Below are 15,280 nucleotides of genomic sequence, written 5' to 3'. Positions count from 1 at the left end.
TTGCGTTCACGATCTGGACTCTTACCGGTGGAGTCGCGGTGAGGGTATTGTGTTTTGATTCGCGCGCGACGGGGGTCGCCGTGGGTCAATTCGTGCGGTCTTGGGGCAACTATGTCAGGCGTGATCGTGTCGATGCGTCGGACGCTGTTGTCGTGCACATCGTTGGCGCGCAACGGCTTGTTGGGAGGCGCTCTCGCAGCGCTGCTGCCGGCTGCGCCGGCTGAAGCCGCCGACTTCATCGACACACTCTCGATAATGCTGGATTTCAACCGGCAGGAGCTCGCGGTGCTGGCCACCGCGCTGGCCCTGCTCGGCTTCACGGTCGTGGCCGCGATCCTGCTGATGCGGACGCGTGTGCGCACGGCAACGAACGAGGCGCGCCTGCGCGCCCGGATCGGGGAACTGCAACTGCAGGCCGACCGCTTCGGCGCACTGCTGTTCGCCGAACCTCAGATCCTGATCTCCTGGCCGGCCGGCGACAATCGCGCGCAGATTTCCGGCGACATCTCCATGGTGTTGCCGCGCGACTCCTCGCCGCAACGCGTGCTCGCGTTCGGAACCTGGCTGCCCCCGGAACCCGCACTCCAGATGGATCACGCGGTCGATGCGCTTCGCAGCCATGGCGACGGCTTCCAGATCACGCTGACCACCGCGCATGGCCACACTCTCGAGGCCATCGGCCGCGCCATCGGCGGCCAGGCCATCGTCAGGATTCGCGAACTCTCGGGCCTGCGCCGCGAACTGGCCGAGACCACGCTGCGCCACAAGGCGCTGCTCGACGAGACCGAGATGCTGCGCGGCTTTGCCGCCGCCGCGCCCTGGCCGATCTGGGCCAAGGCCGACAATGGCTCGCTGACCTTTGCGAACCCGGCCTATGTGCGCGCCACCGAGGCAAGCAGCGTCGCCGATGCGCAGGAGCGCAAGCTCGAGCTGCTCGACAGTGCCGACCGCCTCGCCATGGAGCGGGGGCTGAAGGACGCCGCCAATTTCAGCTCGCGGCTGCCGATCGTGATCGGCGGCGAACGGCGTATATACGACGTGAGCGCGGTCAATGTCGGCAGCGGCAGTGTCGGTGTCGCCATCGACGCCAGCGAGGCCGATGCGCTGAGCTCGGCGCTGGTGCGGATGGCTGAGGCGCATCGCCGCACGCTCGACCAGCTCTCCTCGGGCGTCGCGGTGTTCGACGGCCAGCGCCGCCTCGCCTTCTACAACGATTCCTACCGGCGGCTGTGGGACCTCGACCGCACCTTCCTGGATTCCAATCCCGACGATTCCAGCGTGCTCGACCAGCTCCGGGCCGCGCGCAAGCTGCCGGAACAGCCGGATTTCCGCGCGTGGAAGGCCAAGCTGCACGAGGCCTATCGCGCGGTCGAGGCCGCCAAGGACACCTGGTACCTTCCCGACGGCCGCGCGCTGTCCGTCGTCACGACGCCGAATCCGGAAGGCGGCGTGACCTATCTGTTCGACGACGTCACCGAGAGCCTCGAGCTTGCCCGCCGTTTCGACGGCATGATCCGCGTCCAGCGCGAGACGCTCGACAGCCTCGCCGAGGGCGTCGCGGTGTTCGGCAGCCACGGCAAGGCCCAGCTGTTCAACCCCGCCTTCGTCCGGATGTGGAAGCTCTCGAGCGACGCCATGCGCGACGAGCCGCATATCCAGACGGTCGAGGGCTGGTGCCAGCAATTGTTCGACGACCCGGTCGTGTGGCGGCAGATCCGCGAAGCCATCACCTCGATCGAGAACCGCGTCGACGTGCCGCTGAAGCTGGAGCGCAAGGACGGCAGCGTTCTCGACGGCATGATCCGGCCGCTGCCCGACGGCGCCACCATGCTGACCTTCCAGGACATCACCGACACTGAGAATGTCGAACGCGCGCTGCGCGAGCGCAACGAAGCACTGGAGACCGCCGACCAGATGAAGGTGGATTTCGTCCACCACGTTTCCTACGAGCTGCGCTCGCCGCTCACCACCATCATCGGCTTCGCGCATTTCCTCAGCGATCCCTCGACCGGACCGCTGACGCCGAAACAGGCCGAATATCTCGACTACGTCACCAAGTCGACCAACGCGCTGCTGGCGCTGACCAACAACATCCTCGATCTGGCGACCATCGACGCCGGCGCCATGAAGCTGGAACTCGGTCCGGTCGACGTCAGCAAGACCATCGAGCTGGCCGCCGAGGGCATCCAGGACCGGCTCGCCACCGATCGCATCCGCCTCAAGGTCGAGATCGCACCCGATGTCGGCAGCTTCATTGGCGATGAGAAGCGCGTGGTGCAGGTGCTCTATAACCTCCTCGCCAACGCCGTCGGGTTTTCTCCACAGGATTCCACAGTCGGAATCAGCGCGCGGCGCACCGAACGCAGCGTGGTCTTCACCGTGACAGATTCCGGACCTGGAATACCTGCCGACATGAAGGACAAGGTGTTCAACTGGTTCGAAAGCCGCTCGCAGGGGTCGCGTCACCGCGGCGCCGGACTCGGCCTGTCGCTGGTGCGCTCCTTCGTCGAGCTGCATGGCGGCAAGGTGCGCGTGGACTCGATCGTGGGCAGGGGCACGGTCGTGATCTGCGACTTCCCGACCGACCAGGCGGCGCATCGCGACGCCGCCGAATGATCGCGCCAGCCACATTCTCCGTCGCGCTTCACAACGAGACGGCCACCGCTCAGCTGATGGCCGATCTTGCACTGCTGGTCGGTCCCGGCGATGTCATCACACTCAGCGGGGATCTCGGTGCGGGCAAGACCGCTGCTGCCCGCGCCATGATCCGCTATCTCGCCGGCGACGAAACGTTCGAGGTGCCGAGCCCGACCTTCACGCTGGTGCAGGGCTACGAGCTGCCGCCGTTTCCGGTGCTGCATGCCGATCTCTATCGCGTCGAGAACGAGAGCGAGCTCGATGAGATCGGGCTGTCTCCGCTTCCCGATGCCACGCTCGTCCTGATCGAATGGCCGGAGCGCGCGCCGTCGGCGATGCCGGACGACCGCATCGAGATCGCGCTCACGCACCGGCCGGCGCTGGGGTCGACCGCGCGTGCCGCCGACATCACCGGTTACGGCAAGGCTGCCGCGCAGGTCACGCGGCTGAAGGCCCTGCGCGGGTTCCTCGACACATCCGGCTATGCCGACGCCACGCGACGGCGGATGGCCGGCGACGCCTCGACCCGCTCCTATGCGCGGCTGGTGCGCGACGACGGCATCGTCATCCTGATGAACTTTCCGCAGCGCTCCGACGGTGCCGCGCTGTACGACGGAAAGTCCTACAGCGCCGCGGTGCATCTTGCCGAGAACGTCAGGCCGTTCGTCGCCATCGACGAAGGCCTGCGCGCCCGGAACATCTCCGCGCCCGTGATCCATCATTCCGACCTCGCGCACGGCTTCCTGATCACGGAGGATTTCGGCAGCGAGGGCGTGATCGAGGGCGACCCACCACGCCCGATCAGCGAACGCTATGAAGCTGCGACCGACATGCTGGCCGCACTGCATGCGCAGACGCTGCCCGAGACGCTGCCGCTGGACGGACAGACGACTTACACCATCCCCGTGTTCGACACCGAAGCGCTGTTGATCGAGATCGGATTGATGCCGGAATGGTATCTGCCCGATCGCGGCGTCGAGCTGAGCGAAGACAAGCGCGCCGAATTCTATGCGATGTGGCGCGCGTTGCTGCAGAAGCCGATGGCCGCAGCGAAGACCTGGGTGCTGCGCGACTATCACTCGCCCAACATCATCTGGCTCGCCGACCGCACCGGCATCGCGCGCGTCGGCGTGATCGATTTCCAGGACACCGTGCTGGGCCCGAAATCCTACGACGTCGTGTCGCTGCTGCAGGATGCGCGCATCGACGTGCCCGAAAGCGTCGAGCTGACGCTGCTGTCGCGCTACATCAAGGCCCGTCGCGCCGAGGATGCGGGCTTCGATCCGGCGGCCTTCGCCGAACTCTATGCCATCATGTCGGCGCAGCGGAACACGCGCCTGCTCGGAACCTTCGCCCGTCTCAACCGCCGCGACGGCAAGCCGCATTATCTGCGGCACCAGCCCCGGATCTGGACCTATCTCCAGCGGTCGCTGGCGCATCCCGCGCTGGCCCATCTGCGCGACTGGTATCTCGCCAACGTTCCCCCGCCCCGATCCTGATTCGCAGCCCGATTTACCGGCTGTTAGCCACCGCGTCGGTATCATCTTCGTCCTGAGGCAGCCGGACAATTGCAGGGCTGGAGCAAGCGCAGATGGCGGGCAAGACGGAGCAGCGCGGGAGCAACCGGGTTGTTTTCGAACGCGGGATTCCGGCCCAGATGATGGGGATCGACGGCACCTGGCGGCGCGACTGCACCATGGAGGACGTCTCCGCCACCGGCGCCAAGCTGACCATCGACGGCTCCGTCGAGGGCCTGCATCTGAAGGAATTTTTTCTCCTGCTCTCGTCCACCGGGCTCGCGTACCGGCGCTGCGAGCTCGCCTGGGTCAATGGCGACCAGATCGGCGTCAATTTCCTGAAACCGGGCGACAAGAAGAAAAAGGCGCATTCCACGTCCCTCGGGGCGTGACGGCAACACCCGTCGTACAACCGTCACGTCGGGTGATTAAGGCGGTTGAGATGCGGTGCGGCTCGCAAAGGCCCATGCTAGGGTTCGCGCCGAACGCGAGATTTCGAGGTCTGAGAAAGCGAAGAATGTCCGTCCACCCGACCAAAGCCATGGTGCTCGCCGCAGGATTCGGCCTGCGCATGCGTCCTTTGACGGACAAGATGCCGAAGCCGATGGTCCCGGTAGCAGGACAGCCGCTGCTCGACCATGTTCTCGACAAGCTCGGCCAGGCCGGCGTGACCGAGGCCGTGGTCAACGTGCACTATTTGCCGGACCAGATCATCGATCACGTTGCCTCGCGCCAGCTTCCGCACGTGACCATCTCGGACGAGCGCGACCAGGTGCTCGGCACCGGCGGCGGCGTGGTCAAGGCGCTGCCCCTGCTCGGCAACGCGCCGTTCTTCCATGTCAATTCCGACACGCTGTGGATCGACGGCGTGCGCTCGAACCTGACGCGCCTGGCTGAAAACTTCGATCCCGCGCGCATGGACATCCTGCTGCTGATGGCGCCGACCGCCACCAGCATCGGCTATGGCGGACGCGGCGATTACGGCATGCTGCCTGACGGCGCTCTGCGCAAGCGCAAGGAAAAAGAAGTGGTTCCGTTCGTCTATGCGGGCGCGGCCATCATGTCGCCGTCGATCTTCGCCGATGCGCCGCAGGGCGAATTCTCGCTGACCCGGATGTTCGACCGCGCCAACGAGCAGGAGCGGCTGTTCGGCCTGCGCCTGGATGGCGTCTGGATGCATGTCGGCACGCCCGACGCCGTGCACGCCGCGGAAGAGGCGTTCCTGGAAAGCGTGGCGTAAAGCCTCACCGCTCGCGTCCCGGACGCGGTGCGGCGCGAAATGCCCGCAGCGCCGGGCCCCACTCCTTTCTCCCTCGCGAAACGAGCAATCTGGGCCCCGGCTCAGCAGCGCATCATCACGTGCTGCGCCGCGTCCGGGGCATGAGAGCTGTCGAGGCGCGCGAACAACGGGGAAGACCGCGCCCTGCCCCATGACCATTTGAGTCCGCCTGCCTATATTGGCGCCTGATCCCCGAATCAGGCAGCCCATGCGCGTCTTCAGCGTTCCAGTCTCCGTTCCGCTCCTGCGCACCGTCGTCTCGGCCCTGCTCGACGGCCGGCTCGTCGACGGCTTCGAGGCGCGGAAGGAGCCGGCGCGGCTCGCGGATGCCACGCTGTATCTGCCGACCCGCCGCGCCATGCGCGTGGTCCGCGAGATCTTCCTCGACGAGATGAAGACGGATGCGGTCGTGCTGCCGCGCATCGTCGCGCTCGGCGACATCGACGAGGACGAACTCGCCTTTGCGGACGAAGGCGAGCAGTTCTCGACCGCCGCGCCGCTCGACATTCCGCCGCGGCTCGGAGAGCTCGAGCGACGGCTGACGCTGGCGCAGCTGGTCGCGGCCTGGGCCAAGCGCCCGGTGCTGTCACCGCTGGTGGTCGGCGGCCCCGCCTCGACGCTGGCGCTCGCGGGCGATCTGGCACGGCTGATCGACGACATGGTGACGCGCGGCGTCGACTGGAGCGCGCTCGATGGCCTCGTGCCGGACCAGCTCGACAGGTACTGGCAGCATTCGCTCGAATTCCTGCGCATCGCGCGCGTGGCGTGGCCCAATCACCTCGCCGAGATCAACCGGATCGAGCCCGCCGCGCGGCGTGATCTCCTGATCGCGGCCGAGGCGAAGCGGCTGACCGCGCATCCCCATGGGCCCGTGATCGCCGCCGGCTCGACCGGTTCAATGCCGGCCACCGCGAAATTCCTGCATGCGGTCGCTTCGCTGCCGCATGGCGCGGTGGTGCTGCCCGGTCTCGACACCGATCTCGACGAGGATGCCTGGCGGACCATCGGCGGCGTGCGCGATTCGCTCGGCAAATTCGCGGAGCATCCGGCGTCGAACCATCCGCAATATGCCCTGCATGCGCTGCTGCAGCGCTTCGGCATCAAGCGCAGCGATGTCGAATTGCTCCAGCCGCCGGCGGAAGGCGGTCGCGATCTCCTCGCATCCGAATCGATGCGGCCCTCATCCAGAACGGAGATCTGGCACGACCGGCTGAAGCAGCCGGATGTGGCCGCAAAGATCGCGCGCGGGATGAACAATCTCGCCGTCGTCGAAGCCCCCAATCCCGAGATGGAGGCCCTCGCCATCGCGATCGCGATGCGCGAGGCGCGGCATCTCGACAAGTCGGCGGCCCTCGTCACTCCCGACCGCGCATTGGCGCGGCGTGTGATGGCCGCGCTGACCCGCTGGAACCTCGCCTTCGACGATTCCGGCGGCGACGTGCTGATGGAGACGACGGCCGGCACCTTTGCCCGCCTCGTCGCGGAGGCCGCGACCAGGGGATTGGAGCCGCCGACGCTGCTGGCGATGCTGAAGCATCCGCTGTGCCGGCTCGGCCGCGCGCAAGGCGCCTGGAAAGCGGCGATCGAAGACCTCGAGCTTGCGGTCCTGCGCGGGACGCGGCCGCCCGAGGGCGGCGCCGGCCTGCTGCGCGAGTTCAACCGGTTTCGCGACGAGCTTGCGAAGCTGTGGCGCAGCGAGGCCTCGGCGCTGCACCGCGCCGAGCCGCGCGCGCGCCTGAAGGCCGAACACCTCGATCGCATCCAGGCGCTGATCGACATCCTTCAAAAGGCCCTGGCGCCGATCGAGAGCCTTGCATCGGCAAAACCATACGATTTCGCCGAGCTCGCGCATCGGCATCGCGAGGTCATGATCGAGCTGTCGCGCGACGAACAGGGCATTCCGCTCGCCTTCGAGGAGCGCGACGGCCGCGCGCTGGCCGGCGCCTTCGACGATCTCCTGCGCGGCGGGACGACCAGCGGATTGATGGTGCCGCTGCCGGACTATCCGGACGTCTTCCAGACCGCGTTCAGCGACCGCGCGGTGCGCCGTCCGGACAAGCCCGGCGCGCGGCTGCAGATCTACGGTCCGCTGGAATCGCGCCTGATGCAGGCCGATCGCATCATCGTCGGCGGCCTGATCGAGGGCGTCTGGCCACCCGCTCCGCGCATCGATCCCTGGCTCAGCCGGCCGATGCGGCACGAGCTCGGTCTCGACCTGCCGGAGCGGCGCATCGGCCTCTCCGCGCACGACTTCGCGCAATTGCTCGGCGCCGACGAGGTGATCCTCACCCATTCGGCCAAGGCCGGCGGCGCACCGGCGGTCGCCTCGCGCTTCCTGCACCGGCTCGAGGCCGTCGCGGGCGACGAGCACTGGAAGGCCGCGCGGCGCGCCGGCGAGACGTACGTGCAATTCGCCGACGCGCTGGACCAGCCCGATGAGGTCATCCCGATCAAGCAGCCCGAACCGCGGCCGCCGCGTGCGACGCGGCCGCTCAGCATGTCGGTCACGGCCATCGAAGACTGGCTGCGCGACCCCTACACGATCTATGCGAAGCACATCCTGCGGCTCGATGCGCTCGATCCCGTCGACATGCCGCTCTCGGCCGCCGACCGCGGCTCGGCGATTCACGACGCGATCGGCGAATTCACCGAGACCTATGCCGCGCGTCTGCCCGACGATCCCGCCGGCGTGCTGCGCGCGATCGGCAAGACGTATTTCGCGCCGCTGATGGAGCGACCCGAGGCGCAGGCGCTGTGGTGGCCGCGCTTCCAGCGCATCGCGCGCTGGTTCGGCGAGTGGGAGCTGGCGCGGCGCGGCGTCATCGAGGCGCTTGACGCGGAGACCCGCGGCGAGATCTCGATCCCGCTTGGTGACGGCCGCAGCTTCCGCCTGTCCGCGCGTGCCGACCGTATCGAACGGCGTCAGGGCGGCGGCTACGCCATTCTCGACTACAAGACCGGGCAGCCCCCGACCGGCAAGCAGGTTCGCATGGGCCTGTCGCCGCAGCTCACGCTGGAAGCCGCGATCCTCCGCGAAGGCGGCTTTCCCGGCATCGACGCCGGCGCGTCCGTCAGCCAGCTCGTCTATGTCCGCCTCAGCGGCAACAACCCGCCGGGCGAGGAGCGCGTCCTCGAGCTGAAGTACAGGCAAGGCGATGAGCCGCAGCCGCCGGACACCGCGGCCGCGGAAGCGAGGGCCAAGCTGGAGGCGTTGATCCGTGCCTTCGACGACGAAAATCAGCCCTATACGTCCCTGAACCTGCCGATGTGGACGAACCGCTACGGCGCCTATGACGACCTCGCCCGGATCAAGGAATGGTCGGCGGCCGGCGGATTGGGAATCGAGGAATGGTGAAGTTGCCGCGTCCGATCCCCGACGAGGTCCGCGCGCGGCAGGCGCGTGCGTCCGACCCGACCGCATCGGCCTTCGTGTCGGCCAATGCCGGCTCGGGCAAGACCCATGTGCTGGTGCAGCGCGTGATCCGCCTGCTGCTCTCGGGCGTGCCGCCTGAAAAGATCCTCTGCATCACCTTCACCAAGGCCGCCGCCGCCAACATGGCCGAGCGCGTGTTCACCACGCTCGGGCATTGGGTGACGCTGGACGACGACGCGCTCAGGAAGGCGATCGTTGCCGTCGGCATCCCGCATCCGACTGCCCGACTCTGCCGCGAGGCGCGAAAGCTCTTCGCTTGCGCGCTGGAAACGCCGGGCGGCCTGAAGGTGCAGACCATCCACGCGCTCTGTACGCGCCTGCTCCAGCAATTCCCGTTCGAAGCCAACGTGCCCGCGCGCTTCGCCGTGATCGACGAGCGCGACCAGACCGACATGATGGAGCGCGCCAACCTGAAGGTGCTGCTGGAGGCCGCGCGGGATCCCGAGAGCGCCACCGGCCGCGCGCTGCTGACCGCGATGGCCAGCGCCGCCGACGTCACCTTCAAGGAGGTCGTGCGCGAAGCCTGTCTCAGCCGCGACCATTTCATGAGCTGGACCGATGAAGCCGGCAATGCGGAACTGGCGGCCGCGCAGATGGCGGCGGCACTCGGCGTCGAAGCCGGCGATCGCATCGAGGATGTCGAGACCGAGATTCTCGACGGTCCGTTCCTGCCGCGATCGCGCTGGGACGACATCGCCTTCGCACTGGAGGACGGCAGCAAGTCGGACAACGACCAGGCCGAGCGGCTTCGCGCGGCGAAGCTGTTTTCCGGCGGCGCGCAGGTCGACGCCTATCTCGGCGTCTTCCTCACCGACGAAAAGCTGCCGCGCAAGGCCGTGCTGACCAGGAAGTTCGGCGAACACAATCCGTCCGTCGCGCGCCTGTTCGAGAGCGAGGCACCACGCCTCGGCGGGCTGATCGAGAAGCGCCGCGCGGTGACCATGCGCGACCGCACCGCGGCGCTGCTGCACATCGCGACCGCTGCCGCCGCGAACTACCGCCGCGAGAAGCAGGAGCGCGGCCTGCTCGACTACGACGACCTCATCGACAAGACGCTGGCGATGCTCAACCGCGTGAGCGCGGGCTGGGTGCACTACAAGCTCGACCGTGGCGTCGATCATGTCCTGATCGACGAGGCGCAGGACACCAGCCCGCGGCAATGGGATATCGTCGCCCACATCATCTCCGAGTTCACCGCGGGCGATGGCGCGCGCGAGGGACTGAACCGCACGATCTTCGCCGTCGGCGACGAGAAGCAGTCGATCTTCTCGTTCCAGGGCGCGCAGCCCCGGGAATTCGACGCGCGGCGGCGCGAGCTCCACCGCAAGTTCACCGCCGCCGGACTGAAATTCGATCCCGTCGCCTTCACCTATTCGTTCCGCTCGGGCGCCGCGATCCTGCACTCGGTCGACCACGTGTTCCGCGAGCCGGAGATCTACAAGAGCATCCATTCGATCGACATCGGCCACCCCCTGCACAACGCGCTCAGCGATGCCGGCCCGAGCGTGATCGAGCTGTGGGACCTCGCCGAGGCGGACGACAGGCAGGACATCGAGGGCTGGCGCGCGCCGTTCGACGGCGTCGCGACCACCAGCCCCGAGGTCAAGCTCGCGCGCCGCATCCAGGCCGAGATCAAGCGACTGGTCGAGAGCGGCACGCTGACGGGACACGAGGGCGAGCGGCGGCCGCTGCGTTATGGCGACATGCTGATCCTGGTACGCCGCCGCGGCAATGCGTTCGACGCCGTGATCCAGGCGCTCAAGCACGCCGGCATTCCCGTCGCCGGCGCCGACCGGCTCAAGCTCACCGAGCACATCGCGATCATCGACCTGATGAACCTCGCCGATGCGCTGCTGCTGCCGCAGGACGATCTTGCGCTCGCGGTGGCGCTGAAGAGCCCGCTGTTCGGTCTCGACGACGACGACCTGTTCACGCTCGCCCGCGACCGCAAGGGATCGCTGCGCCGTGCGCTGGGCGAACACGCGGCCGACAGCGAGAAATTCGCGACGGCGCTGCGGCGCCTGGAAGCCTGCGAATCGCGGGCGCGCGACGAAACGCCGTTCGCCTTCTATGCCTGGCTGCTGGGCGGCGACGGGGGACGCGCGCGCATCCTGCGCCGGCTCGGCCACGAGGCCAACGACGCGCTGGACGAATTCCTCGAACTTGCGCTGAACCACGAGCGCAAGGCGCCCGCTTCGCTGCAGGGATTCATGGCATGGCTTCGCTCGGCCGACACCGAGGTGAAGCGCGACATGGAGATCACGCGCGACGAGGTGCGGGTGATGACCGTGCACGGCGCCAAGGGGCTGGAGGCCTCGGTGGTGTTCATGGTGGACACGACGTCCTCGCCGTCGGACAGCCAGCGGCTGCGGCTGATCCATGTGCCGCGCGGCAATGGCGGCGAGGTCGTGGTCTGGGCCGGGCGCAAGGCCGACGATCCGAAGCCGGTCGCCGCGGCGCGCAACGCGATGCTGACCGAGACCGAGGACGAGTATCGCCGCCTGCTCTATGTCGCGATGACGCGCGCCGCCGACCGGCTGATCGTCGGCGGCTGCATGCCCGGCAACATGAAGACGGTCCGCAAGCTGAGCTGGTACGACCTGATCGACACCGGGCTGACCGGCTCGGGCCTCGACAAGCAGACGATCGAGACACCGCTCGGCAAGGTCACCCGCTTTGCCCGTGCGGAGGACGTCGCGGCGATCGGCACGCCCATGGCGCCCGTGGATCAGGCCGTCGAGCTGCCGGCATGGCTCCGGGCACAGGCCCCCCGCGAAAGTCTCGATGACGATCCGGTGCGGCCATCCGGTCAGGCCGCAGGGGAGGGGCGGTCGGTTCGCACCGGCGAATCGGTCCAGTCCCGCGCACTCGCCTTGCAGCGCGGCACGCTGGTGCATCGGCTGCTGCAATCCTTGCCCGACATCGCCATCGAACGCCGGCGCGAGGCCGCGCTCGGCTTCATGGCACGCAACGCCTCCGAGTGGCCGGAAGCCGACCGCGCCGCGCTGGCCGACAAGGTGCTCGCGCTCATTGCCGAGCCGCGTTTTGCGCCGGTTTTTGCGGCGGGAAGCCGGGCGGAGGTCGCCATCGCCGGACGGCTGGAACGGCCCGGCCGCCCTGCGGCGCTGGTCTCCGGGCAGATCGACCGGCTGGTCGTTCGTCCGGATGAGGTCCTGATCGTCGATTTCAAGACCAACCAGACCGCGCCCGCGAGCGCCGCCGAAGCGCCCGCGGCCTATGTCCGACAGCTTGCGCTGTACCGGGCGGTGCTCTCCCGGCTTTATCCCCAAAAGCCGGTCCGCGCCGTCCTGCTCTGGACCGAGGCCCTTGAATACATGGAGATTTCAGCCCCCGCGCTGGACGCGGCGCTGGCATCCCTTCATGTCGGCGTGAGCGTCCTTGACCCGGCAAGGAGCCGTTCATAGGTTGACGCCATGATCCCGGGCGCGATTCCACATCGCGCCGATTCTCATAACCGAACGAGGTACTCCCATGGCCGTTGGCAAGGTTTCTGACGCCGATTTCGAAGCCGAAGTGCTCAAGGCGAACGGCCCGGTGGTCGTCGATTTCTGGGCCGAGTGGTGCGGCCCCTGCCGCATGATCGCACCCGCCCTCGACGAGATCGCCGGCGCGATGGGCGACAAGGTCAAGATCGTGAAGCTCAACGTCGACGAGAGCCCGAAGACGGCGTCGAAGTATGGCGTGATGTCGATCCCAACCCTGATGATCTTCAAGGGCGGCGAGATGTCGTCCCGCCAGGTCGGCGCGGCACCGAAGGCGAAGCTGCAGCAGTGGATCACCTCCGCGGTCTGATCCACCTTCGCAAGACCAGCGAATTCTCGACGGCCGGCGCTTCGCCGGCCGTTTGTTTTTCACGGATTGATCCATCCCGTCGCGAGCGCGTTGGCCAGCTCCGGCTGGCCATTGCGGCGCGCCAGCGCGGCCATCGCTTCATGGTCGTAGGCGATGTTGCGGAACGTGACCTGCCAGGCGCCGTCGGACAGTTCGAGGATCGCGTAGCGCGCGTGCGGCGTGCCGGCCTCGACGACATGCGGAAACGGATGCACGTCGCGATAGCCCGGGCTGCCGACGCTGCCGGGATTGACGATCAGCCGGCCGTCACGCAGGCGAACCGCGCGGGCTAGATGAGTGTGGGCGCAGAGGATCAGCGGTTGCGTGACGCCTTGCGCGAGCTGCGCGATGCGATCCGGCGGCGACAGCGCCACCGTGCCGTCGGGATGCACGGTATCGAGCCAATAGACCTCGTCATCGCCGGGAGTCGCGTGGCAGAGGAAGACCTGCTCGCGGAAGACCCGCGTCATCGGCTGCGCGCGCAGCCAGTCGAGCTGGGAGCCGTCGAGCTGCGCATGCGCGGGACGATCCCACGAGCCCATCTTTTCCGGCGGGCGGTCGAGCAGATAGCGGTCGTGATTGCCGAGCACATGCGCGGCGTCGAGATTCGTCAGGATCTCGATGGTGCGGCGCGCATCGAGCGGCCCGCTGACCATGTCGCCGAGATTGACGATGTCGGAGATGCCATGCGCACGGATGTCGGCGAGCACGGCTTCAAGGGCGAGATGATTTCCGTGGACGTCGGCAATCGCGGCAAGGCGCATCGGGTCTCTCCTGCTTGTCCGGAGCAGAGGACTATGCAGGAGGCGTGCCGTTGATGGCGAGCACGTGGCCGGCGAGATAGAGCGAGCCAGTGATCAGGATACGCGGCGGCACCTCGTAGGCAAGCCGCGACAGCGTGCGCAATGCCGCCTCGATGCCGGGCGCGATCTCGACGCGCATGCCGAGGCTGCGGACGGCATCGGCGAGGCGATCGGCCGGCATCGCGTTCTCGGTCTCGGGAATCGGCACCACGATGATATGGCGCGTGAGCCCGGCGAAATTGGCCAGGAAGCCCTGCGCGTCCTTGTTGGCCATCATGCCGGCGATCAGGACCAGCGGCCGTGACACCCGCTCCTCGAGGTCACCGAGCGCGGCCGCCGCGACGCGCCCGCCTTCGGCATTGTGGCCGCCGTCGAGCCAGATCTCGGACCCCTGCGGTCCCCAGCCGAGCATCTCGCCGGAGGTGATGCGCTGCATCCGCGCCGGCCATTCGGCACCGAGGATGCCGGCCTCGAATGCCGCCTGGTTTATCTTGAACGCATCGGTTGCGCGCAGCGTCGCGATCGCAAGGCCGGCATTGTCGAACTGGTGGCGGCCGAACAGGCGCGGCGCCGCGAGATCCATCAGGCCGCGGTCGTCGGAATAGACCAGCCGCCCGCGCTCGACATTGACGTGCCAGCTTTCGTTCGCGGCAAACAGCGGCGCGCGCATGCGTTTGGCCTGCGCGTCGATCACGGCCATCGCTTCCGAGGTCTGCTCGGCGGAGATCACCGGCACGCCGCGCTTGATGATCGCGGCCTTCTCGCCGGCGATCGACGTCAGCGTATCCCCGAGGAAATCCATGTGGTCCATGCTGATCGGCGTGATCACGCAGGCCGCCGGCGCATCGACCACGTTGGTCGAATCGAGCCGGCCTCCGAGGCCGACTTCCAGCAGCACGACGTCGGCCGGATTCTGCGCGAAGAGATGGAATGCCGCGGCGGTCTTCAGCTCGAACACGGTCGCGGGCTCGCCGCCATTGACGCGTTCGACCTCTTCGAGCGCCGCACGCAACTCGTCGTCGCCGACGAGCACGCCGCCGCCGACGCGGCCGAGCCGGAAACATTCGTTGATCCGGACCAGATAGGGCGAGGTGTAGGCGTGCACGCGCAGGCCCGCAGCCTCCAGCGTCGCGCGCAGATAGGCGAGCGTCGAGCCCTTGCCGTTGGTGCCGGCGATGTGGATCACCGGCGGCAGCTTGCGTTCGGGATGGCCGAGCCGTTCGAGCAGACGGTGCATCCGCTCGAGTCCGAGATCGATGCGCTTCTGATGCAGGGCCGACAACCGCTCGATCAGGTCACCGAGCGGCGGCTTGGCGCTGTCGGCGGAGGCGTTCACGCGTGCGGCGCGGCCGGCGCCACTTCGGGAGCCGATACGATCTGCGCCGGGCTCGTCACCGGCTGCGCGGACTTCGGCGCGTTTTCCAGCGCCGGCGCCTTGGTCAGCAGGCGGCACAGCCGCGCCAGCGTCGGGCGGAGATCATGGCGATGCACGACCATGTCGACCATGCCGTGTTCCTTCAGGTACTCGGCGCGCTGGAAACCTTCCGGCAGCTTCTCGCGGATGGTCTGCTCGATGACGCGCGCGCCGGCAAAGCCGATCAGTGCGCCGGGCTCGGCGATCTGCACGTCGCCGAGCATCGCGTAGGATGCGGTGACGCCGCCGGTGGTCGGATTGGTCAGCACGACGATGTAGGGCTGCTTCGCCTCGCGCAGCATCTGCACCGCGACGGTGGTGCGCGGCATCTGCATCAGCGACAGG

9 protein-coding genes and 1 pseudogene are annotated in these 15,280 nt (G+C 67.8%); 7 read left to right on the top strand and 3 right to left on the bottom strand.

What is annotated here, in order from left to right; all coding sequences use genetic code 11:
• Positions 1 to 111: 111 nt before the first annotated feature.
• The 7 genes from QM712_RS28895 (at position 112) to trxA (ending at position 12,679) form a co-directional block, all read left to right on the top strand.
• Positions 112 to 2,616, top strand: coding sequence for an ATP-binding protein (locus QM712_RS28895; protein WP_415026564.1), 2,505 nt, complete (start codon positions 112 to 114; stop codon positions 2,614 to 2,616).
• Positions 2,613 to 4,136, top strand: coding sequence for a tRNA (adenosine(37)-N6)-threonylcarbamoyltransferase complex ATPase subunit type 1 TsaE (gene tsaE / locus QM712_RS28890; RefSeq protein ID WP_415026563.1), 1,524 nt, complete (start codon positions 2,613 to 2,615; stop codon positions 4,134 to 4,136). Before QM712_RS28895 ends, tsaE begins: the two co-directional genes overlap by 4 nt.
• Before the next feature lie 92 nt (positions 4,137 to 4,228).
• Positions 4,229 to 4,546, top strand: coding sequence for a PilZ domain-containing protein (locus QM712_RS28885; protein ID WP_415026562.1), 318 nt, complete (start codon positions 4,229 to 4,231; stop codon positions 4,544 to 4,546).
• A gap of 125 nt (positions 4,547 to 4,671) precedes the next feature.
• Positions 4,672 to 5,394, top strand: a complete 723-nt coding sequence (locus QM712_RS28880) for a nucleotidyltransferase family protein (RefSeq protein ID WP_415026561.1) — start codon at positions 4,672 to 4,674, stop codon at positions 5,392 to 5,394.
• 247 nt (positions 5,395 to 5,641) lie between these two features.
• Positions 5,642 to 8,788, top strand: a complete 3,147-nt coding sequence (gene addB, locus QM712_RS28875) for a double-strand break repair protein AddB (protein ID WP_415026560.1) — start codon at positions 5,642 to 5,644, stop codon at positions 8,786 to 8,788.
• Positions 8,782 to 12,291 (top strand): double-strand break repair helicase AddA, encoded by a 3,510-nt coding sequence (gene addA, locus QM712_RS28870; protein WP_415026559.1) that lies wholly within the window; start codon positions 8,782 to 8,784, stop codon positions 12,289 to 12,291. Before addB ends, addA begins: the two co-directional genes overlap by 7 nt.
• Before the next feature lie 67 nt (positions 12,292 to 12,358).
• Positions 12,359 to 12,679, top strand: coding sequence for a thioredoxin (gene trxA, locus QM712_RS28865; protein WP_415026558.1), 321 nt, complete (start codon positions 12,359 to 12,361; stop codon positions 12,677 to 12,679).
• A 59-nt stretch (positions 12,680 to 12,738) separates the two neighbouring features.
• On the opposite strand, the gene QM712_RS28860 is transcribed toward trxA, so the two are convergent.
• The 3 genes and pseudogenes from QM712_RS28860 to QM712_RS28850 form a co-directional block, all read right to left on the bottom strand.
• Entirely contained in the window at positions 12,739 to 13,482 is a 744-nt protein-coding gene (locus tag QM712_RS28860) for a metallophosphoesterase family protein (protein ID WP_415026557.1), read from the bottom strand.
• A 31-nt stretch (positions 13,483 to 13,513) separates the two neighbouring features.
• A complete protein-coding gene (locus QM712_RS28855; protein ID WP_415026556.1) occupies positions 13,514 to 14,857 on the bottom strand; it encodes a bifunctional folylpolyglutamate synthase/dihydrofolate synthase in 1,344 nt (447 codons plus the stop codon).
• A pseudogene (locus QM712_RS28850) lies at positions 14,854 to 15,280 on the bottom strand (acetyl-CoA carboxylase carboxyl transferase subunit beta); the annotation flags it as partial. The pseudogene QM712_RS28850 and the gene QM712_RS28855, both read right to left, overlap by 4 nt.

Origin of the sequence: Bradyrhizobium sp. (genome assembly GCF_047605465.1) — a bacterium.
GTDB lineage: Bacteria > Pseudomonadota > Alphaproteobacteria > Rhizobiales > Xanthobacteraceae > Bradyrhizobium.
Note: the sequence above shows the minus strand (reverse complement) of the source record. Positions and strands in the feature narration are given on the sequence as shown.